We start from the raw sequence: 21,176 nt of genomic DNA, 5'->3' as shown, positions 1-21,176 counted from the left end.
GAGCGTTAGATGAAGTACAAGAAAGTTGTCCGGTTACCAGCGATGGCGGTTTTTGTTGCGACCCTGGTGTCCGGCTGCGCCATGACACCTGAGGCAGACAGCTCCGCTGACAGGGCAGACCGGGATCAGGGAGCGCCGCTCTATGTGAGCTGCAAGACCAACATGACGCCAGAGCATCGGGTAGAGCTGGAAGCGATCGATTCCATGATGGAACGGTCCAGAAACTACGCGGCCTTGGCCCGACTGGAAGAGTTGCCATTCCAGACCCAGCATCACTGGTTGCGTTGGGCCCAGCTGCTCGCCAAAGTGGAGCAGTTGGACTATTCCGAAGAGGTTTACCAGCAGATCGCCGAAAGCTGTGACAGCGCACAGGCCTATCATGGCCTTGGAGTGGTGTATGTGAAAGGCAACAAGCTGGAAGAGTCCCTGACCGCACTGGGTACCGCCAAGGCCAAGGCGCCGGCCTCCTCCGATATCCGCAACGATTTTGGCGTGGTGTTGATGCAGACCGGTTTCTATGGCCAGGCAGCGTTCGAGCTGCGCACGGCCTACGAGTTGTCTGGCGGCAGCGAGACCACCGGCCGCAACATGGTAGCGGCTTATTACCTTCAGGGCGGAAACAGCTCCCTGGCCCGGTTGCAGCAGGACCTGGGGTTGAGTGACCAGCTGCTTGCCGCCGGTAAAGAATTCTCCAAACGCTTTGCAGGAGGTTCACGATGATCCGCATGACCTGCCTGGCTGGCGCACTGGCGCTGGCTGCCACGTCCGCGCTGGCAAACCCGCCGGATAATGATCTTGGGCTGGCGGGCGTAAGTTTTGACCAGGATGACCGGACAGAAGCCCGTAAAGCCATGGACGAACAGGCGCAGCGGCCTGCTCGTGGTGGTGAGCTGAGTTCCACCATTTACATCAAAACCCAGGAGCGGCTGGCGAAGTCTTTCGAGCAGTCAATCCCGGACAAGATTGGCGAGTCCACCAGTGAATAAGATCCGTCGTCAATCCGGGGTGCTGGTTTTCCTGACCCCGTTTTTGATGGTGGCACTGGCCGTAGTCGCTGTGCTGGCCATGGATGCTGCCCGCCTGTATTCGGTGAAGGCAGACATGCAGCGTGTGGTGAATGCGGCGGCTACGGCGGCGGCGGATTCTTCGCAGGCTTGTAGTATGGATGCTGATTTTTCTGAGATGAAGTCGCGAGCTCTGATGGCTGCCAAAGCGGTGGGTTTTTCTGGCGACGAAAGTGAGTTGGAAGTTTTTTCCGGGATATTGGTTCCATCTGATGAGGACTCGGCTGTGCTCGAGTTTGAGAAGAGGGTGGATATCCAGCAAACCAACGCCGCTGTTGTTCGATACACCCGGGAAGAGCCGATTTCGAAGTTGCTTCCGAGTTCTTTTTTTGACCCCGTTTCTTTGTCAGTGAATGCAGCCTCTCGGAAGGAGCTGTATGCGGTTATGAGTGCCAGTTCATCAACTGCAATGGTGTCCAACGGTTTGTTGGGGAATTTGTTGGATGCGGTGCTGGTCGGTAGTGGAGCCAGTATCGATCCTACCGATCTTGAAAGTTTAGAAGGAGCATTGCTCAGTGTAGGTGAGCTGTTGGACCAGGTTACCGGTATCTCCAGTGTAACAGCCCTGTTGGATCAGCCTCTCATTACAGCCCTTGATGGGATAGTCGATGCCTCTGGCGGTGCTCTGTCCGAGATAGGGGGCGTAGTCGACCGGATTACCAATGTTGCAGGGGTGGAAAATCTCAAGTTGAAAGATGTGCTTCATGTTAGTGGCGATCAGGACGCCGCTCGCAGTGCAAGCTTCCCACTCTATGACTTCGTGATTAGCGTGGTAATGAACAGCGCCTCCCAATTGAGTGAGTCGGGCCTGCTCGATATCGGTGTTGATACGGAGAGCATCGCCGAAGCGATAAGCGCTTCTAGTGACACCGAAACATACAAGTACCTTAAAGAAAACAGCCCCGTTACTTTGGCTGCGAGCATTAAAGTTAATGAGCCTGCCCCTGTTGTTATTGGTCCGGCCCGTAAGGGATCGGATGATCAGGGCGATTTACGGTGGGTTACCAGCATAGGGGCGTCCGATATTGAGCTTGCGCTGAATTTAGACGTCAAGCTGGAGATTGCCGGGCTATCCCTTTTGAACCTCTCCGTTCCTCTGGCCGTCAAAGCTGGTGATGGTTTTGGAGAGTTTATGGGGGCTAATTGCGCAAGGGGAGATGAGAACAGTGTTGAAATTGAGCTTGGTCTACAGCGAAGCGTAGTCTCAGTGGGCACTCCGGAAGGCGAAGGTGTCAAGTTGTCTATCGTTGGGGGTAAGCTTCTCGATTTGGGGCTGGACATTGATGTGGGCGATGGAGGAAGCCCCGTGCCTGTTAGCGCAACACGAAATCTTCACTGCTCAGATACTGAATGTGAGACAGTTTTTGAAGATCCTGGTTGGGATGATCCGAAAATAACGGTTACTGTCTCAAATTTATCAACTGATGGGTTGTCGGGGTTACTTGGTAAAGTGCTTGAGGGGCTGGTTAAAGGGCTTCAGGCGGTGATTGATGGTTTGGTTAACCAGGTTCTGAAAGTCATAGTCTTTCCTTTACTTGATCTGTTGGGGGTAGGGCTTGGGTCAATGGAAGTCAGAGTTTATGACGCTGACCAACTCGGCCATCAACTCATAGAAAATGTAGAAATGTAAAACCGTAAGAACCCGCGTTGCGTGCTACACACAACACTGGGTATGCTTGCGAACGCAAAACAATCACCACATTCCAGAAGCTGGCCATAGCCAGCTTTCACAAATCTGAAAACAGGGCAGGGCGCAGTGCGCAAATTAGTTTGGTTGCCGATGGTTGCCGCGATTGCATCCGGTTGTGCGGTAAGTTCCGATGCACCGGGGCAGAAAGTGACGGGTGTTTATGCTTATGAGGTTGGTTCCGAATCGGAGCCAAAACCGTCCAGCGCCCGTCAGGAGCCGGAAGCCGTAGAGGCTTCTCCGGCTCGTGAGAGCGTCAAGGCGGCAACCGCTCCATCGGAAACCGTCGCCGAGCCCAGCCCTGAACCACCGCAGTCCAACTCACAAGCGGAGGCCGGACAATCCGTTTCGCCTGCTGCGTTGATGTCTGCCCAGGCGGAGACAGGTGAAATCGATATTCAGCCGGGCCAGTGCTGGGTCTACGCCCAGATCCAGCCCCGTCCGGTGCAGGAAAGTGTTCAGGTTAAGGTTCGGGATTCCGAGGTGCGCCTGGATGTGACACCTGCGGAGTTCCGCCGTGGCGTCAAAAAGGTGGTAACCCGGGAAGGCACCAAAACCTATCGTGTGAAGCCCGCCACTTATAAGGAAGTCACCGAAGAAGTGCTGGTCAAGCCGGAAACCACCAGGCTGGTGATTGAGCCTGCAGTGTATGAAGAGGTTGAGGAAGAGGTGGTTCTGGAAGCCGCCCGAACCGAACTGGAGCCCTGCCGGACTTCCGGTGCGGTGGCCTACGGCAATGCCTCTCCGGCCTTCGGGTTTTGTGCGGTAGAGATTCCTGCCCGAACCAAGACCGTGAACGTCACCAAGCTGGTGAAGCCGGAGACCACCCGCACCGAAGTCATCCCTGCCGAATATAAAACGGTGACCCGTTGGGTGGTTGATCAGCCGGCGCAGGTGATTCCGGTGAAAACGGATGATGAGATTGAAGCCTTTGAGGTGTCTGAAGTGGTGGAGCAGCCGCAAACCCGGGAGACTGCGATTCCTGCAGAAACCCTGCAAATGAACGTGAAACGCTACGAAGGTAAGCCGAGGATTGTTGCCCGACAAGCCGTGTGCGACCGCAACCTTACCCGGGACATGGTCAGGGAAATGCAGGGAGCACTGGTGGATCTTGGTTACGACGTTGGCGAGATTGATGGCTTGCCGGGCCCGGATACCATTGATGCACTAACCCTGTACCAGGTGGATAACGGTCTCGCCTCTGGCGCTATAACCATTGAGACCGCCGAACGCCTGGGCGTTCTTGACTGAGCGCTATCATGATTTCTGAAGCACTGTATTTACCCCTGACGGGCCTTTTGGCCGCCCTCGCAGGGGGAGTGCTTCTTGTGGCACTGGTGCAAAGACGCAAGCATCAGCGCCGATACCGTGAGCTTCAGCACGAGTTCTACGACCTTCGCAGGCAATACGCCTCCGCCCAGGAGGATTCCCGCGCACAGCTTGACCAGCTTCCTGCCGTTATTCTGATTTTTGATCGCCAATGGCCGAAACTTCTCTTCGCTAACCGCCTCGCCAGGGAGGTTTTCGGGTGCCAGACCGAAGAGCAGCTGATGGAGCGGTTGTTCAACAAGCCGGATGCCTGGTTGCCCGGCCCCCACAGCCTGGTGGATTTTGAAGATTGGCTGGCCGGCGCCCGGGATTTTGGTATGGCCCGGCGGGAGTGGTGTTTTGCCACAGGGCCGGATGGGAGTCTCTGGCTGGATTGCGAGGTGGGCAATACCATCTTTGCGGGGCAGCCGGCACGGTTGTTTTCCGGAGTGAACATCCACCATCGCAAGATGGAGAGCATTGCCGACAACCTGCGTGAACGGGCGCTGTTCGGGATCAATGCCGGCCGCCCCCTGGATCGCCTTATTGAAGCCGCGTCCAAGTTGCTGGAAGTTCAGATTCCCGGTACCCGCTGCATTGTTTCCCTTTACGACGAGCAGCGTGACGTTCTGGTTTCCCAGGGTAATTCCGGTTTTGCCAAAGAGTTCTGTGCCCAGATACCGTCTGTGCCGGCTCGTTTCGGTGCTACCTCCATCGGTTCGGCCGCCCATACCCGCGCAAGGGTGACCACGGAATCCATCTCTGGCGACCACCAGTGGCAGGGCTACAGTCAGCTTTGTCAGGAGCTCAACGTAGACGCAGCGTGGTCTGAGCCGGTGCAGGATCAGCACGGAAACCTGCAGGCGGTGATCACCCTGTTCAGCTCGGCGCCCCGAAAACCGGATAGTGCGGTCATCCAGCAGTTCTCATCGGTGGTGTCTTTGTTGGGGCTGGGGATTGAGCGGGAGCAGTGGAAGCTGGCGTTGGAGGCTTCGTCTGCCCACGAGCGCTTCGTTCGCGAAATCGGTGTCGAGATTGTGAATGTGCGTGCCGACGATTATGCCCCTGGCCTTCAGGAGGTGGCTCGTCGCATCCAGGCACACTATGGCCTTGGTGCCCTGAATATCTGGCAGGTAGAGCCGGACGAGAACCTTCTGGTGCCTGTGGCCGGAACAGCGGGGCCGCAGTCCGGAGAGGGGGGCGCCAGCACACTGCAGGTGCCGGTTGACTGGTTTGAAGGTGTCTTCCGCAGCCGGGAGCCTAAGTATGTCATTCCCCAGGATGAGCTGTATGCCCGTATCCGCCATAGCGGGCCGCCCAGGCCGGTGCTGGTGGTGCCGCTCTATAGCGATGCCGCCCGTGGCCCTTTGTTGGGACTTCTTACGGTGGAGTCCCGCCACCAGTATGTGAAGAAATCCAGTATCGAATACCTGAGTGTGATTGGTTCGGTTATCAAAACCAGTCTGATCAATCGCCGTTTGATGACCAGGCTGTCTGATGCCGCCGATACTGAGCGCCGGGCACGGCAGAAGCTGGAGGGTGAACTGGATGTGGCGAGGAATATCCAGATGTCGATGGTGCCGGGTTCGGGTTCTTACCTGCAGCAGTTTCGGGCCTGGAACATTGAAGCCTGGCTCAGCCCTGCAAAGGCGGTAGGCGGCGATTTCTATGAGTTGATTGCCTTGCCCCAGGGTCGGTTGCTGGCGGCGGTAGGGGATGTGTCCGACAAGGGTGTGCCGGCGGCCCTGTTTATGGCCAGAACGGTGAGCCTGTTGAATTTTCTGGCCCGTAGTAAAGATGGTAACCTCCGGGATATTGCCGAGGGCCTTAACCGGGAGCTGTGCCGGGGCAATGATGCCTGCATGTTTGTAACGCTGGTGCTGGTCCTGGTGGACCTGGCTTCGGGTAAGGCGGACATGCTGAGTGCCGGCCATACTGCACCGCTTCAACGATTTCGGGGCCGTCTGCCGCTGTTGTGGCGAGGGGAAGTGAGTGCCCCGCTGGGCCTTTATGACGATGTGCCATTCACCGCCGCACCGCTGGACATCCCGGACGGCAGCAGTCTTGTACTATACTCGGATGGTGTAACCGAGGCCTTCAACAAGGACGGTTCAGAGTTCGGTGAAGACCGGTTGCTCAACCTCGGCCACAGGGCCGATGGTTCGGGCGACAGCTTTCTGGCCCATATGCGCGGGCAGTTGTCTGAATTTACAGAGGGCGCCGAGCAGTCAGATGACATAACGATAATGACCATCAACCATCACGGCTTTTAGGTATGAGACTCAACGTTCATCCGGCAGACCCCGTCAGTTATGTGCTGGTAAACATGGCGGGTGAGTTTGAGAGGCATAACGTGGGTGCTGGCGTTGTACATGATTGCCAGGTAATCATAGACGAAATCTACGCCAACCTCCGGGCCCACGTGCTTCCTGATAACCCGAACCTCACCTGGACCATCACCCTTAACCCTGCCGAAGACCACCTGGAAATGGTGGTGGAATACCCGGGCCCTTTTTTTGATCCAACCCGGCCATTACCTGTGGGCTACAGGCACCCGGCCGTGCGCCCGGAAGGCGGTATGGGGTTGTATCTGATGTCGGAACTCAGTGATGATCTAAAGCACACATACCATCGGGGCGTGAATACCCTGACTATCCGAAAGGAACTTGGCAGTAACTACAAGGAACATTCGTTATGCCGCTAAACATCAAGGTGGCCCAGGAAAGCGACGAAGCGCTGGCCCTGATGCTGACAGGGTCAATAGACAGCGATACCGCACCTGAGCTTGAAGCCACACTGGCAGACATGGTGCACCCGCAGATTTCCTATGTGGGCCTGAACATGGCCGGGGTGACCTTTATCAGTTCTGCCGGCTTGAGGGTGGTGTTCAAGGTGCTCAAGCAGATGAAGGCGCGGGAGGGCCAGCTACTGGTAACGGAGATGAGTCCCCGTGTGGAAAAAGTCTTCGAGATTGTAAAAATGATTCCGGACCTGTCGATATTCGCCAGTCACCAGGAAATGGACGACTATCTGGCAGTGATTCAACAGCGCGAAAGCGACGAGGGGTAGGCATGGCAATAATTCTGGACGGGTCGCTCGGTATTCAGCGTGATGAAGAACAGCAAATCGCGAATATTGAATGGTTCCTGTACGGCTTGCCGGACACAGAGGCCGCGCCGGAAGACGTGGTGTTCCTGAATGAATCCTTCGGTACAGACTCGCCGCAGATGGTGAGCTTTACGCTGGAAGGCGAAGAGTATGCGGTTTATGCAGACTGGCAATCCGTGGCTGACCGGGCCAATGCCGTGTCTGTGCGGCAATTTTATAAAGAGTACGGATATATACTGTTGTCGGGGCTGTTGGAATCCAATAGTCTAAGCGATAAACCGAAAAAGAAAGAATGGCTGGTTCCTGTTCAATACTTTGATGACTATGTGACGATGGTCAATAAGTTGTCGCACCCGGCCTGATATGTTCGGTCAATGAATTTGTCTGGAGACATAATGTGGCCACAGTCTATGATCAGCAGTATCTGGAAACCGTAAAAGGTATGGCCCAGGCCGGTATGGAAATACGCCTGGTGGTGGGTGACAGCCTGCGACGTAAAACCGGGCAGACGGCCGGCGCGATGCCCGCAGAACTTCGTGCTGACGTATCGCGCCTTGCTGAGTGCACCCTGGAGCTGAGTGAATTCAGCGCCGAGCAGTTGGCTAGCCGTAGTGCTGACGCATCGCCAGCCCGGACCACAACTGGCGCGGGTCATAAAGTGGAGAGCTGACGCCGGGCTTCAGTATTTCCGGAGAGTGCTGTTGCACAAACTCAACGGTTGCGGCGGATGGCAGGGGCGGCGATAACCAGAATCCCTGGGCATAGTCACAACCGAGAGCCTGGAGCAGTTGCCATTGCTCACGGCATTCCACGCCTTCTGCGGTAACGCGTAACCCTGCCTTGCGCGCCAGCCCGATCAACTCCTGAACATGTCGGCGGCCGGCATGACTGTCGATTCCGGCGGTGTCTTTCTTGTCTATTTTCAGTTCCCTGGCCTGAAACAGCTCCATTCTTGAGGGCTGGTTGTGGCCCTGGCCAAAATCATCCAGTGACACCTCAACACCGTAGCGGGCAAGGTCTTTGAAGGCTTTTATGGCCTGCTCGGTATTATCCAGCGGGGCGGTTTCGGTGAGCTCGAACATAATGCGCGGGTGCAGGGTAGACGACAGAATGCGCTTAACCGAGCGCAGAAAACCTTCGTTCCCCACGCTGCTGGCGGACACGTTTACCGATACCGGCTCCAGGTTGAGCCGCAACCATGCCGGCCATTGGCTGATCTGCCCCAAGGCTTTTGAAAGCACATGGCAATCCAGCTTCGGCGCAAGCCCCTGCTGTTCTGCGCATCGAATAAAGTGGTCTGGCTGTTGCCAGAGTTTTGCGCTGCGCGGGCCGGGCCATCGGGCCAGCACCTCTACACCGCAGGCCGCTCCGGTCGCCACGGAGAACTTGGGCTGATACACCAGTGCCAGCCCTTCGGTATCGATTACATCACGAAGAAAACCTGCCTGTGCCTGCCCGGATGGTTCTGAATTGGCGACTGATGTCATGATTCGGCCTTTGTTATGTATTATCGAATGACATATTCCATGCCTGAATAATACTTTAGTGTCGATTGCATCAAATGGCGGTAGCGGCAGTCCTTGTTGTCATTAGAGTCAAGGTAAAAATATAGGTAGTCATACTATATTAATCAAAAATCGGGGTCAGACCCCGGCCTGGAGTGACAATTAGGAGCCCGTCATGGCCCGTAACAACAAAATACGATTTCGGTTAGCAATGCTGGGTGCCCTTGGCCTCCTGTCCCTGGCCGGTTGTGGCGGCGATTCATCCGAAAGCCCTGCACCCATTGCCGAGACCTCTCCGGAAGCTCCCATGAAGGAACAGCCTGGGGAGGTTGAGCAGCCCCGCGCAGTTCAGCAAATGATGACGCTGGGAACCCGGCAACAGGAGGCCGGCCAGGTTCAGGTAGCCACCAGTGAGTCGCGCCAATGGCAGCCATACGAAAGGGCGCCGGAGGTCAGCCATATGGTGGCCTTGCCTAACCAGGTGATCACCATGTCTGACGGTACCCAGCTGTTTGCGAAGGTGACCTTGCCGGGCAGCAGTGCTAATGAAGCCGCGACAGGGCCGTTTCCAGTGGTGTTAACCCAGACCTCGTACAACACGTCTCTGGGTAGCTTTGCGACTGCGGTTGGCGGGGCAAATGAATTTCTGGTTAGCCGGGGGTATGCTCACGTAGTGGTGGATGTTCGTGGTACCGGTAACTCGGGCGGTAACTGGGAAGCCTTCGGGGAGCGTGAGCAGCAGGATTACGGCGAAGTGGTGGACTGGGTTGTGCAGCAGCCCTGGGCCCAGCCCCGGATTGGTGTGGAGGGGATTTCCTATCTGGGAATTACCGCTATTCTTACCGCCCAGCAGAATCACCCGGCGGTAAAGGCTGCGTTTCCGATTGTGCCCATCGGCGACGGTTACCGAGACATTGTGTTCACCGGTGGCAATGTGAATGCCACCTTCATTCCCATGTGGATGGGGCTGGTGACAGGCCTGGGTGCAGTGCCCCTCGAGATGGCTCCAACGGATCCGTTCGCATTCTTCAAGGCTCTGCCGGAGCGGTTGTTAGGAGCTGCCCTGGACTTCCAGTTGCCCACTATTCTGAAGGCACTGCTGGGTGAGCCGAAAACCGCTTATGACGATGACTTCTGGGCAATTCGTTCGCCGCTGGAAAATGCTGACAAGGTGAATGTACCCACATTTATTGTTGGTGGCCTGTTCGACCTGTTCCAGCGCAGCGAGCCCCTGTGGTTTGAGCAGCTTAGCGGCCGCGTGGACACCAAGCTGCTGATTGGCCCCTGGGATCACATTCAGGCCGCGGGAATTCCGGACAACGGTTTGCCGAAGGATGGCGTGCCAGATCTCGATACCCTGCGGCTGCAGTGGTTCGACGAATACGTGATGGGTCTGGATACCGCTGTGGCGAGCCAGCCGGATGTGACCCAATACGTGCTGGGCCTGGAGCGTTATGAAACTACCAGCCATTGGCCACACCCGGACATGCGGGCGGAGCGATTCTACCTGGCCCCGTCTGAGGAAACCGTTCCGGCCATGGGCAGCCTTGTGCAGGAAGCTCCTGAAGCCGTGGGTGAACAAAGTACCATCCAGTACCCGCTTAACGGGCTGTGTTCGTTCAGCCTGAACCAGTGGACGGCAGGCTTTGTCGGCCTGATGCCGATTCCCTGCGCTGAAGACAACAGCTATGCAGAAGCAGAAGCCATCAAGTTCGAACTGCCCGCAGGGGAAGACGGGCTATACCTGAATGGCCCCATGCAGGCCGACTTGTGGGTTTCTACCACTGCCTTCGATGTGCAGCTTTCCGTGCGGCTGGACACCGTGCACCCGGACGGCTCCACCAGCCCTATCACTAACGGCTTGCTGACAGCCAGCATGAGCACCGTCGATGAAAGCCGCTCCCGTTTCGTAAACGGCGAAATGATCCAGCCCTGGCACACCTACAGCCAGGAAGATGTTCAGCAGCACGACCCCGGCGAGATTCGCAAGGTTTCCGTAGAAATCTTCCCGAGCAGTGCATACATACCACCGGATTCCAGCCTGAGAGTGTCAGTGAACACCAGCAACATGGCCCAGGGCATACCACCACTGATCACCACCCTCAAATCCGCCCTCGGCGTGATGACCCTGCACACCGGCCCGGAAACACCCTCCAGCCTGGTGCTTCCGGTAGTCCCCGCCGCCAACCTTTAACCCCCGGCGGGGTCAGACCCCCGATACATTTCACCGCTCGAAATGTACCGGGGGTCTGACCCGCTTTTCACAACAAGAAACTGAGGAGACTGTATGACCACCAAAAACCATTTCCACAAAGCCGCGCTGGCGTCTGCGTTGCTGGCCGTCGCCCCGTTGACTGCGGATGCGGGTTTGTTGTCCGGCTTGCTGAATGGAGGTGCGCAGGAGCCCGCTGAGGAACAGGCTGATAACCGCGCGATTCCCCAGCGGTACATTGTGACGGTGGATCCGTCCCTGTCATCGATTCTGGGTGTGGGTGGCCCGCTGCTTGCCGGTATTGAACAACTGCTGAATGCCGTTGGTGGTGGAAAGGTTCTCTATTTGTACGAGAACGTGATGTCTGGCGCGACGGTTCAGCTTACGGACAGCCAGGCTCGGATGCTGGAGTCCCTGCCCGGGGTTGAGCGGGTAGAGCCGGATAGCTGGATGACGGCCAGCGGTACGCTCACTCAGCAGAATGCCACCTGGGGGCTGGACAGGGTAGACCAGGCCACGCTGCCGCTGGACAGCCAGTTTACCTATCCTGAACTTGCCGGGCAGGGCGTAAACGTTTACGTGCTGGATACCGGTGTTCTCAGCACCCACGTGGATTTTGAAGGGCGCGCCAGCGGGATGAACTTTCACGATGACAGCGGCCTTGCCGGACTGTCTCCGGGGCTGCCCATTGTAGGTGACCTTCTTAACCTTCTGCTGGGCGGTTTGCTGCCGTTTGAAAGTGAAGAGAGCATTTCCGCCTACTCGGCAGAAGACTGTAACGGCCATGGTACCCATGTGGCCTCCACGGCTGCCGGGGAAGAGTTTGGTGTCGCCAAGGAAAGCAATATTATCGGCCTGAGGGTGCTGGGCTGTAACGGATCCGGTGCGACCAGTGCGATTATAGAGGCGCTGGACTGGATGGCCGAGAACGCCGAGAAACCGGCCGTAGCGAATATGTCGCTGGGCGGTGGCAGCTCCCAGACTCTGGATGAGGCGGTTCAGGCGGTAGTTGCCCGGGGAATACCGGTGGTGGTAGCCGCTGGCAATAGTAACGCAGATGCCTGCAGCGGATCGCCGAACAGAGTGCCGGAAGCGGTAACCGTAGGTGCAACCGACAACCGCGACCGCAGAAGCAGCTTTTCAAACCATGGAAGCTGTGTAGATATCATGGCGCCGGGCACAGATATCACCGCAGCCTGGTACACCGGTGATACCGACACCAACACCATCAGCGGCACTTCCATGGCATCACCCCACGTGGCCGGCGCAGTTGCCTTGATGCTGGGCCAGAACCCGAGCCTGAGCCCGGAGCAGGTTGACCAGGCCCTGAAAGCACAAGCCAGTACCAACCAGCTGCAAGACCTCAACGGTTCGCCAAACCGCCTCCTGAACGTTAACCCGTAACCACTGCGGGGTCAGACCCCCGATACATTTGCCATGGTGAAATGTATTGGGGGTCTGACCCGCTGTGACGAACTGCACGCGGGCAATCCCCGGCGGTTTGTAATCGCGGGACGGGTGGTTATAATCGGCGCTGCTCAGGACGAGTGAGTTATAACCATCTAAACTTCAGGGACCGAAGACATGCCCCAGGCAAGCGGATTGCAGTTCACCGCCCGTGTAGGCGAATTCCCCTCTGATCACTTTTCGGTAGTTGGCTTCGCGCTGACCGAACAGCTGTCTTCCTTATTTCATGGCCGGTTAGAGCTGGCCAGTACTGACCCCGATGTAGCCGCAGCTGACATTCTGGAACAGCCGGTAGACCTGGTGGTTTGGCAGGATGGCCAGCCCCTGCGCCGCTTCACCGGTGTAGTGAACGAGTTTGTCCGTGGCAACACCGGCCACCGCCGCACCCGCTATGAAGTGGTGATTCAGCCCCCGATGTGGCGCCTGGGCCTGATGCACAACAGCCGCATCTTCCAGACCCAGACCACCGATGCCATTGTGCGCACCTTGCTCGAAGAGCGAGGCATTGTTGACTCCATCTTCGACTTCAAACGCCCCCCAGAAGAACGCGAATACTGCGTTCAGCACCGGGAAAGCGACTTGCAATTCCTGGAAAGGCTGGCCGCCGAAGAAGGCTGGCACTACCGCTACCAGCACGGCAGCGTGGATGGCGACGAGCAACCAGCGTTAATCATTGCCGACCACCACGGCGATGCCCCGAAACTGGACCCGGTGACCTGCAACACTAGAGCCGGCGGCAGCACCCAACAAGCCTGCGTGTTCAGCTTTGCCTATGAAGAGCGGGTGCGTGCGTCCTCCGTGGCGATGAAGGACTACACCTTCAAGAACCCCGCCTATGCCCTGATGCACGAACACAGCGCGGGCGGTTTGAACCACCGGGAAGACTATCAACACTACGACTACCCCGGCCGCTACAAGGCCGACGCCAGTGGCGAACCGTTCACCCAGGCCAGACTGGACGCCCTGAGAAACGATGCCTCCCTCGCCAAGGGCAAAAGCAACCGACCGGACTTCACCCCCGGTGCCAAAGTGGAATTGCAGGACCACGACAGCCAGACCCTGAACCGGGAATGGCTGCTCACCGCTGTCACCCACACCGGCAAACAGCCCCAGGCGATGGAAGAAGAGGGTGGCAGCGAACCCACCTGCTACCACAACGATTTCAACGCTATCCCGGCGGACAAAACCTGGCGTACCGTTTACAACTACCGCAAACACAAACCCGTGATGGACGGCCCCCAGATGGCGATCGTCACCGGTCCCGAGGGTGAAGAGATCCACTGCGACCAGTACGGCCGGGTGAAAGTACGATTCCCCTGGGATCGCTACTCGAAAAATGACGAGCACAGCAGCGCCTGGCTGCGCGTGGCACAAGGCTGGGCTGGCGGCCAATACGGCTTTATGGCCCTGCCGAGAATTGGCCACGAAGTGATCGTTTCCTTCCTGGACGGCGACCCGGACCAGCCCATCATCACCGGAAGAACCTACCACGCCACCAACACACCGCCCTACGCGTTGCCGGAACACAAAACCCGGACCACATTAAAAACCAAAACCCATAAGGGTGAGGGTAGCAACGAACTGCGCTTTGAAGACGAAGCCGACCAGGAACAGATCTACGTCCACGCCCAGAAAGACCTGGACCTGCTGACCGAAAACAACCGCACCGAAGTCATCAAGAACGACAGCCACCTGACGGTGGACAACCACCAGTTCAGCCATGTGAAAGCGGCAGACCACTGCACCACCGATGGTGAAAGCCGAGCCTCCGTCGGCGCCGATTGCAGCCAGACCATCGCCGGAAGCTATCACCATAAAACCGGCCGCACCATGGCCTCGGAAGCCGGTACAGAAGTTCACTACAAAGCCGGTGCGAAAGTGGTGCTGGATGCCGGGGCGGAGCTGACGATTTCTGGTGGTGGTAGCTTTATCAAGCTGGACCCGAGCGGGGTTACGTTGGCTGGGCCTGGGATCAAGATTAATTCTGGTGGGGCGCCGGGGAGTGGGGCTGGGCAAAGTTCTGCTAATCCGGAACTACCAAACCTTGTTGGCAAAGATGGGACGGCAACGCCACAGCCTCCCGAACTGGCAATGGTCGGCCAGCGCAAAACTGCCTTTCCTGACCAGGTGGAGTTTGATCAGTTACCGGGCTCCGATCGAAAACTGATCATTGATGTGATTGGCGGGCATCTTGAGCGTGGCTCTGTGGAAGCGATTAAAGGGACTGATGGGGAGGCAACTGTATGACGGATACTGTGGATTTTTCAGATGAATCCCGGGATCGCTCGATTCTACGAACAGCAGATTACGACGATACCGATCCCGCGGATCTCGTACTGACTGTGCCCAAGCGCGAAGGCGGCAAGATCTCGATTCCTCTCCTGAAGCACGCAAGATCTAACATCGAGCGTGAAGATTACCAGGATAATACCCTCGTAAGGATCAAGCCTCTGGCCGAGATCGCCAGCAACTTGCCTGTTAGACGTGGCTCCAATGCCCCTGTTTATCAAGGGAAAGGCGTAGCACTGTTGCGGCCTGGTTTTCTTTATATTTTCCGCGAAGACAAGCTCTGGCGAGAATTAGAGATCAGTCAGAACTCCCAATTCAGCGATATCGATCTTCAGGCAGTGCGGGCGGAGGTTGGTGACCCAGAATCTGGCTTGAGAATGGTGCGCCCATCAGGCGGACAGTGGTTGGACGATGTGCTTGTTCCAGTGTTTCTCCAGGGGCAAGCGGTGATGCACGATTTCCGTATGGCCTACAGTGAAATCCAGTGGGATTGGGCCTACATCCAAAAACTTGAAGAGAGTGCAGCGACTCGTAATGCAAGGACGACGGGTGTGGGTCACGCCTGGGCTGTCACATCGGTTGATTCGTTGAGTTTTGAAACCGGATTTCCTGCATCACGTGTTGAAGATGTTCCGAAACTGAGGCACAGGGATCTGGGCATTGAACTGATGATAGAGAATCCCTGCGACTTCGTGCTCAGTTTTGAAGGGCCGGGTGAAGACGAACTATGCAGCAAGCTCTCGAAGTTATTAGAGAGCAACGAGAAGCAGGCGAGGGAGTCGGCGAACATTCTTGACCTTACCTGCCCACCTGGAGCGGATCTTTTGCAGCATCTTCGCTCGCAGAAGGGGGGCGTTTGCGTGGCTATCCCGGATCCTTTTTTCCTGTTCCGCCACGCCCTGGCCCAGTTGCACTTGGCCATGCATTATCTGGATGCCATCGATATTGCTATAAAGGACAAACCCCTGGTCCATTCCGCCATGTTAATCCGCCAGGCAGTGTTCGATCCGGCGCCGAGTGGCCAGAGCGGAGACCTTGCGAACTACCGGAACGCTATCAACCGGGAACAGCTGGATGACATTCTGGAAACGGCCGAAAGGAATCACGCTGTTCGGAACATAGAAGACCAGACGCGCCGCCTGAAGAAATTGATGAAGAGCTCGTCATTCAACTCGGTGTTCGACGATTATCTGCAAAGCCCGGATGTAGCCGCTTGTGAAGCCTTTTTGCTGTGCGCGGACAACTTGAATGTACTGCAGCAAATCCCAGGGGTACTCAAAGCACAGGGGGTGGATGATGATCAGGGGATCCCTGGCGCTCTGGCAAAGTGGCTATCGGATGAATCAATGTTGGCAAAGTGGTCGCCGGGAATCGCCGCCGAAACAGGGGAGGAAGGCACGCAGCCATCTCCCTACGAACAACTTCGGTCGCTCGCCAGCGACCAGACGGAGATTAACGATCAGCACCTGGGCCGCCTCAACCTCCAGGCTCTGGCGTATGCTGAGAAACAGTTCCAGTACGACGAGGAGTCCACTGGCGAGAAAGTCGCCGGGGAGGTGAAGGATGCAGGGCGTGTTGGGGCACTTGTAAGTGGGGTGCTGGGGGAGTGGAGTGCCTCAGTACTGACCGCCTGCAGAAGGCTGGTGGAAGACGGTAGCGTGGAGGTCATCCAGGTCCACAGGATCATGCAGGCCGCGTCTGCCAATGCCATCCTTTCTGACTCCGGTCTGGCGGGTGTGGATCTGATGCGTCGAGGCGACGTAGACCCTACCAAGCACACCATTATTGGCGTGGAGGGTGACGGCATTCGCCGTGGCCTGACCGACTTCGACCGCGGCCAAGGTGGGCTGCTCACTCGCGCCAATGATTACCTCTATGCGGATCTTGTGGATCGGTCTGGACAGGTCCAGGGTTCCACCAGCCCAGCCCGTGCCTCTGGTGAGCTGGAAGAAGCTATCAAGAAAATCGCTGGCAATACTTGGGTCTACGTGGTGCCTGCCGGACACCCGGAGGCAAGGAAGCTCAGTGTATTGAAGGTGGATCTCGCCAAGCGTGTTGGGGCGGTGGTGGATGGCCCGGGCGTGTCTAGTGGTTTGGTGGCATTGGCGGCGTTTAATTTGTTTTTGGAGGGAACATCCGCGGTTAAGGCTTACCAAGCTAATGATGGGAAGCGAGGGTTAGCTGTAGGGAAATTTGCGGGAGCCATCTTTGACCTCACTGCAGCGTCAATGAAATTGAGCATAGTTGCGCACGAAACTGCGGGGGTTGAGTTAACTCAGTCATCAAAGATCTATAGGGTTTCCAGTCGCCCACTCTTTGATATGAAGGGGTGGCCATTAATTGGCAAAAGGCTCGCAAAAGTTGGAGCAAGCACCCTTGTCAGAACGGTTGGCCTTGCCAGTTTCGTAGCAGGAGGTGTGGCAGTTGGGTTGAGCTATTGGGATATGAGGATCAGTCTGAGCCGGGGGGATCTTGATGCTGCGAATGGGCACGGAATAGCGGTCGCCGGTGGTTTGATCTTCCTGTCAGTACCATTGATAGGCGGGCTGCTGGCGATTCCGGGTTGGGGGTGGGCCGTTCTCGGAATGAGCATGGCTTTGGGTGGGTCATTGTATGCGGGAAGCGTGGCCGACGACCTCTTCGAAAGGGTGCTGAAACAGGGGCCATTGGGGACGCACCCGCAGGACTCCTTGGTGAACCTGGACGATTTGGCCTATTACGGGCAGTTGCTAACACTGCTTTCCCCAGTCAATATTTCCGCACAAAGATACGGGGATGTCGATCCGGATCCGGCGTTGACTAGCCCGGACCATCCGCCACAGCCGAATGATTATGTCATCACTTTACAAACTCCAGTGGTCAGTCGGTTGAAGGTGCTACAGGAGTGCCGTCCAGACCTGCCAACCCAGCCTTTCAAGATTGTGGTGCAGGAAGTGGCGTACATGAACAGCCGTGCCGAAACCTCCAACGTAGCGGTTGGCACAGTGGAGCAGGAAGTCATGTTGTCGACTACTCCACTTACACAAATTGTCGCGAGGCAGTCCCTGCCTGATGAGTCTGCCGTGCGTTTTCTGGTTAAACGGGAGCTCCAGAGCAGCAGCCTCCAGAGTTTTGGATATCAGGAAGACGTCAGTACAACGATACGGGTTGGATTGCAGGCTGTGGTCGGCACAGAACAGGGACCTGTGGTCTTTCCCACGCCTGTGATGGAGAGCTATGAACCTTATAATGATACCCGCCATGGCGGGGCACCGGATAAGTCCCGCAGTGTTTTAAATCCGCATTCCGAGCCATTAGTACCCTATTGGTTCCTTAAGGAAGTTTCTGTATGACCATACCGATAGAGACACAAGAATATGCTTCGACCGCCTATCGGTCTGATCAGGCGGTGGAGCTACCCGAAACTCGAGCTAAACGGGAACGAGTGGGGGACGAGCTTCAGCCGTATGGTGCCTACGCTAACCTTAACCCGTATCACAGAACCGTGGAGGATATTGATACCGTTCAGTCCAGTGAACGAGACGATCCAGAATTCTATAAGGAACACTGGTGGTGGGATCACCAGCGATTGCGTTTCCTCAATGAAAAAACGGGGCTTAAATTTTTAATATTGCTGTTGCCATTTACCTGGATATTCACACTTCTTATCGGGGGGGTGGCTTTAGTTGGTTGGAGTGTAATTAGTGTTTCTGACCATTTTGAGTTGCCAGCCTTTCTTTTCATGTTATTGCTCTTAGTATTGGTGCCATCGTGGATTTTCTTTGCATTCTGGATCATTCCCAGCACTACCAACTGGCTTATGACCAACGTCGTTGGAGCTATCCTGAAACCATTCGAGAAAACCCTGGAAAAGAAGTTGGACGAAACCCTGGAAGACGGCTGCAGTGAGTTCAATCGGGTCACCGGGCAGGTAAAGTTCGCCCTGGGCAAGGGACGTTCTTTTGAGGCACCGTTTGTGGAGTTCGATGCCTACGTGGAGCGAGTGGTCCAGCGGGGCGGTATCTTCTACCGGCTGATGTTCGTGCATCGTTACACCCAGAAGCAATTCAACAAAACTTCCCTGAGCAACATTGAAGCAGAGAAAACTGAGGTGCTGGCCCTGTGGGATATGCTGCAACGCTACATGGACGTCACCCAACCTCTGCCAGACATGCCCCGGTTGGAGCCGTTTCGCCACCTGGACCCGGTGACCGCCAAGTACGACCAGACTACTAGCCGTAACCCCCGCTACTGGCGAGACCTCAATCTGGAGGACTGGCAGAAGGGAGAGGGTGCGGAGATATTGAAAAAGCAGCGGCAGTATGCGTGGGGCCGCAGGCAATGCAGAGTCACTCCGCAATTGGGCAGTGTGGATATGCCCACCTATCGCCAAAGTCGGCCTGAAACAGCCTGTGTTGTGTAAAGCCCTCCTTCAAGTTTTGGTTGGAACTCGAATGGCTACGTTTGCCCACTGAGGAATAGTTTTGTGCTGAAACCCAACCAGGTCCGCGTATGAATGCACAACAGCCCGTGTCCTGTTTTTCAGACACTGCATTTCGGGCTGCCGAGATCGGCCCATTGCCGAAATCGCCCGAAGAGCGGGTCAGAATTGGAGAAGAGCTCCAGCCCACCGGCAGCTATGCATTCACTATTCCGTACCAGGGAACTGTTCAAGACATTGAGGTACTTCAGGATCATGAAAAGCAGGATCCTCAGTTTTGTTCAAATGACTGGTGGTGGGATCATCAGCGGATTCGCTTCCTGAATGAAAAGCTGGGGCTCAAAGTTTTAATTCTTTTGGTGCCGATGCTGTGGATATTGACGCTTGTTGTTGGAGGGACCGGGGCAATTGTTTGGGGCACGGTAGAAATGACAGAATCCTATGACTTGCCCGCTTTCCTGCACTTGATGGCATTGTTCGTTTTAGTGCCTGCGTGGCTTCTGGTTTCGTTTTGGATGATTCGTCCCACAACAAACTGGCTCATGAGCACCGGCATCGGTTTCATCCTTAAACCCTTCGAAAAAGCCATCAACAAGAGGCTGGACAAGACCCTTGAAGACGGCTGCAGCGAATTTAACCGAATCACTGGCCAAGTTCGCTTAGCCATGGGGGGAGGGCGCTTTTTCCAGGCGCCGTTCGTGGAGTTTGATGCCTATGTTGACCGTGTTATCCAGCAAAGCGGTGTCTTCTACCGTCTGATTCTGGTGCATCGTTACACCCAGAAGTCCTTTCATAAGATGGCGTTCAGCTCCATCGAGTCCAGAAAATCAGAGGTGCTGGCCACCTGGGACATGCTGCAGACCTACATGGATGTAACGCAACCCTTGCCCGATACCCCGCGCCTGGAGCCCTTTCGGCACCTGGATCCGATAACTGCAGAACACGACAAGAAAACTGGGCGAAATCCGAGATATTGGCGCGATTTGGATCTGGAAGCATGGAAAGAGGGGGAAGGCTGGACCGAGGTTCATCGACGTCAGGAGAGTTATCCTTGGGGTGAGAGAACCTGCAAGCTCACCCCGCAACTGGGCAAGATTTCGATGGATGAATACCGCAAACTACGACCGGTCGATGCCTGGCCGATTTGATGCCTTGGCCTCTGCCCACAATTTGAGGGGGTAGCAGCTGGGGTGTGGGCCTCGGGCCTGTCGCTATTGCGCAGGCCACTCCCCCGGCACCACAAACCACCGCTCCCTCTCAACCCAACACCCAAGCCCCGGCTGCCACTCCACCCGCGCAAACAACACCGGCACGCCCTTAGCCTCCACAAACTCCAGCGCCTCCCGGGCTGCTCGAACATCAGGCTGTTCACCCTGCCTCCAGGGCCCAATCCAATGGGGCTTTTTCAACGGCACCCAGCCGGTCAGGTCGGAGTTCTCCAACTCGTGGGCGTAGCACCAGCGCCCTTGCAAATGCTCCATCGGCACGTAATCCGGCAGTTCCACTCGATTAACGGGATAGAACAGGTAACCCGGCATAAACACTTTCGGTGTAATGGCTTCTGAAATCCCCAGCTCTGCCAGCAACGCCCGAGCCTCCACCCGCTGCGCCATGGGGCTTTGGTGGTTCAGTATTCGGTCTGCTTTCAGGTCCAGCCGGTCCTTTGCGTTGGGGCCGTACCATCGCGTGCCGGTTTCGCCTTCGTTCACGCCCAGATAGTATTTAATGGCGATCTCGTGGTGTTCCAGGCAACCGGTCTGGCGGTTACGCACTACGAAGTCCAGCTCGCCAATGGTTCGGTTATCGGCTTTGATTTGCTGGTTCTTCAGTAACAGCTCCCACCCCAGCAAGTCCTTCAGAAGCACTTCATACAAGCGCTCAAAGTAATGGCCTAACCGGCGCTCTGCGGGCTGGGCTAGCCTTGCGGGCCTGGCTTCCGGTTGTTGGTCCCAGTGCTGCAATTGTTCAAGGTAGTCGTCCGGTAACCATTGCGGCGGATAGAAAGACACAGGGGCTTCGAGCAATTGGGGTGCAGTACACAGCCAGGCCAGGTGGCGCACGGCGGGTGTCTGAAAGCTGAGGAGGGTTTCGGTATCTGCGTTTGTCGTCATGGCCC

17 protein-coding genes are annotated in these 21,176 nt (G+C 56.5%); 15 read left to right on the top strand and 2 right to left on the bottom strand.

The features are described from left to right. Positions 1-9: 9 nt before the first annotated feature. From AQ621_RS03065 to AQ621_RS17525, 9 genes are all read left to right on the top strand, one after another. Positions 10-720, top strand: coding sequence for a tetratricopeptide repeat protein (locus tag AQ621_RS03065; RefSeq protein ID WP_058340211.1), 711 nt, complete (start codon positions 10-12; stop codon positions 718-720). Continuing rightward, entirely contained in the window at positions 717-986 is a 270-nt protein-coding gene (locus AQ621_RS03060; RefSeq protein ID WP_058340210.1) for a hypothetical protein, read from the top strand. Before AQ621_RS03065 ends, AQ621_RS03060 begins: the two co-directional genes overlap by 4 nt. Continuing rightward, the gene (locus tag AQ621_RS03055; RefSeq protein WP_145840239.1) at positions 979-2,694 is read left to right on the top strand and encodes a Tad domain-containing protein; all 1,716 of its coding nucleotides are present in this window, start codon (positions 979-981) and stop codon (positions 2,692-2,694) included. Before AQ621_RS03060 ends, AQ621_RS03055 begins: the two co-directional genes overlap by 8 nt. 126 nt (positions 2,695-2,820) lie before the next feature. Next, positions 2,821-4,002 (top strand): peptidoglycan-binding domain-containing protein, encoded by a 1,182-nt coding sequence (locus AQ621_RS03050; RefSeq protein WP_145840238.1) that lies wholly within the window; start codon positions 2,821-2,823, stop codon positions 4,000-4,002. Between the two features lie 8 nt (positions 4,003-4,010). After that, positions 4,011-6,332: a GAF domain-containing SpoIIE family protein phosphatase gene (locus tag AQ621_RS03045; RefSeq protein ID WP_082640873.1), complete on the top strand. Its 2,322-nt coding sequence runs from the start codon at positions 4,011-4,013 to the stop codon at positions 6,330-6,332. 2 nt (positions 6,333-6,334) lie between these two features. Then, the gene (locus AQ621_RS03040; protein WP_058340206.1) at positions 6,335-6,763 is read left to right on the top strand and encodes an ATP-binding protein; all 429 of its coding nucleotides are present in this window, start codon (positions 6,335-6,337) and stop codon (positions 6,761-6,763) included. Next, positions 6,754-7,128, top strand: a complete 375-nt coding sequence (locus AQ621_RS03035; protein ID WP_022989844.1) for an STAS domain-containing protein — start codon at positions 6,754-6,756, stop codon at positions 7,126-7,128. Before AQ621_RS03040 ends, AQ621_RS03035 begins: the two co-directional genes overlap by 10 nt. A gap of 2 nt (positions 7,129-7,130) precedes the next feature. Next, the gene (locus AQ621_RS03030) at positions 7,131-7,529 is read left to right on the top strand and encodes a hypothetical protein (RefSeq protein WP_022989845.1); all 399 of its coding nucleotides are present in this window, start codon (positions 7,131-7,133) and stop codon (positions 7,527-7,529) included. A 35-nt stretch (positions 7,530-7,564) separates the two neighbouring features. After that, positions 7,565-7,837: a hypothetical protein gene (locus tag AQ621_RS17525; protein ID WP_145840237.1), complete on the top strand. Its 273-nt coding sequence runs from the start codon at positions 7,565-7,567 to the stop codon at positions 7,835-7,837. On the opposite strand, the gene AQ621_RS03025 is transcribed toward AQ621_RS17525, so the two are convergent. Beyond that, on the bottom strand, positions 7,770-8,654 hold the full coding sequence (locus AQ621_RS03025) for an EAL domain-containing protein (RefSeq protein ID WP_058340205.1): 885 nt from the start codon (positions 8,652-8,654) through the stop codon (positions 7,770-7,772). The genes AQ621_RS17525 and AQ621_RS03025 overlap by 68 nt on opposite strands. A gap of 193 nt (positions 8,655-8,847) precedes the next feature. Here AQ621_RS03025 and AQ621_RS03020 point away from each other — a divergent pair, with 193 nt between their 5' ends. The 6 genes from AQ621_RS03020 (at position 8,848) to AQ621_RS02995 (ending at position 20,208) form a co-directional block, all read left to right on the top strand. Next, positions 8,848-10,866, top strand: a complete 2,019-nt coding sequence (locus AQ621_RS03020; RefSeq protein WP_058340204.1) for a CocE/NonD family hydrolase — start codon at positions 8,848-8,850, stop codon at positions 10,864-10,866. A 93-nt stretch (positions 10,867-10,959) separates the two neighbouring features. Further along, positions 10,960-12,288, top strand: coding sequence for a S8 family peptidase (locus AQ621_RS03015; protein WP_058340203.1), 1,329 nt, complete (start codon positions 10,960-10,962; stop codon positions 12,286-12,288). A gap of 180 nt (positions 12,289-12,468) precedes the next feature. Further along, positions 12,469-14,598: a type VI secretion system Vgr family protein gene (locus tag AQ621_RS03010; protein ID WP_227508207.1), complete on the top strand. Its 2,130-nt coding sequence runs from the start codon at positions 12,469-12,471 to the stop codon at positions 14,596-14,598. Further along, positions 14,595-17,972: a toxin VasX gene (locus AQ621_RS03005; protein WP_058340202.1), complete on the top strand. Its 3,378-nt coding sequence runs from the start codon at positions 14,595-14,597 to the stop codon at positions 17,970-17,972. Before AQ621_RS03010 ends, AQ621_RS03005 begins: the two co-directional genes overlap by 4 nt. Beyond that, positions 17,969-19,042 carry a hypothetical protein gene (locus AQ621_RS03000; RefSeq protein WP_058340201.1) on the top strand — a complete coding sequence of 358 codons (1,074 nt, stop codon included), beginning with the start codon at positions 17,969-17,971 and terminating at the stop codon, positions 19,040-19,042. Before AQ621_RS03005 ends, AQ621_RS03000 begins: the two co-directional genes overlap by 4 nt. Positions 19,043-19,131: 89 nt before the next feature. Further along, entirely contained in the window at positions 19,132-20,208 is a 1,077-nt protein-coding gene (locus tag AQ621_RS02995; protein WP_058340200.1) for a hypothetical protein, read from the top strand. A gap of 63 nt (positions 20,209-20,271) precedes the next feature. Here AQ621_RS02995 and AQ621_RS02990 read toward each other — a convergent pair whose 3' ends face one another. Next, positions 20,272-21,171: a DUF1853 family protein gene (locus AQ621_RS02990; protein WP_058340199.1), complete on the bottom strand. Its 900-nt coding sequence runs from the start codon at positions 21,169-21,171 to the stop codon at positions 20,272-20,274. Between the last annotated feature and the right edge of the window lie 5 nt (positions 21,172-21,176).

It is taken from the genome of Marinobacter sp. P4B1, from assembly GCF_001447135.1.
GTDB classification, from domain to species: domain Bacteria; phylum Pseudomonadota; class Gammaproteobacteria; order Pseudomonadales; family Oleiphilaceae; genus Marinobacter; species Marinobacter vinifirmus.
Note: the sequence above shows the minus strand (reverse complement) of the source record. Positions and strands in the feature narration are given on the sequence as shown.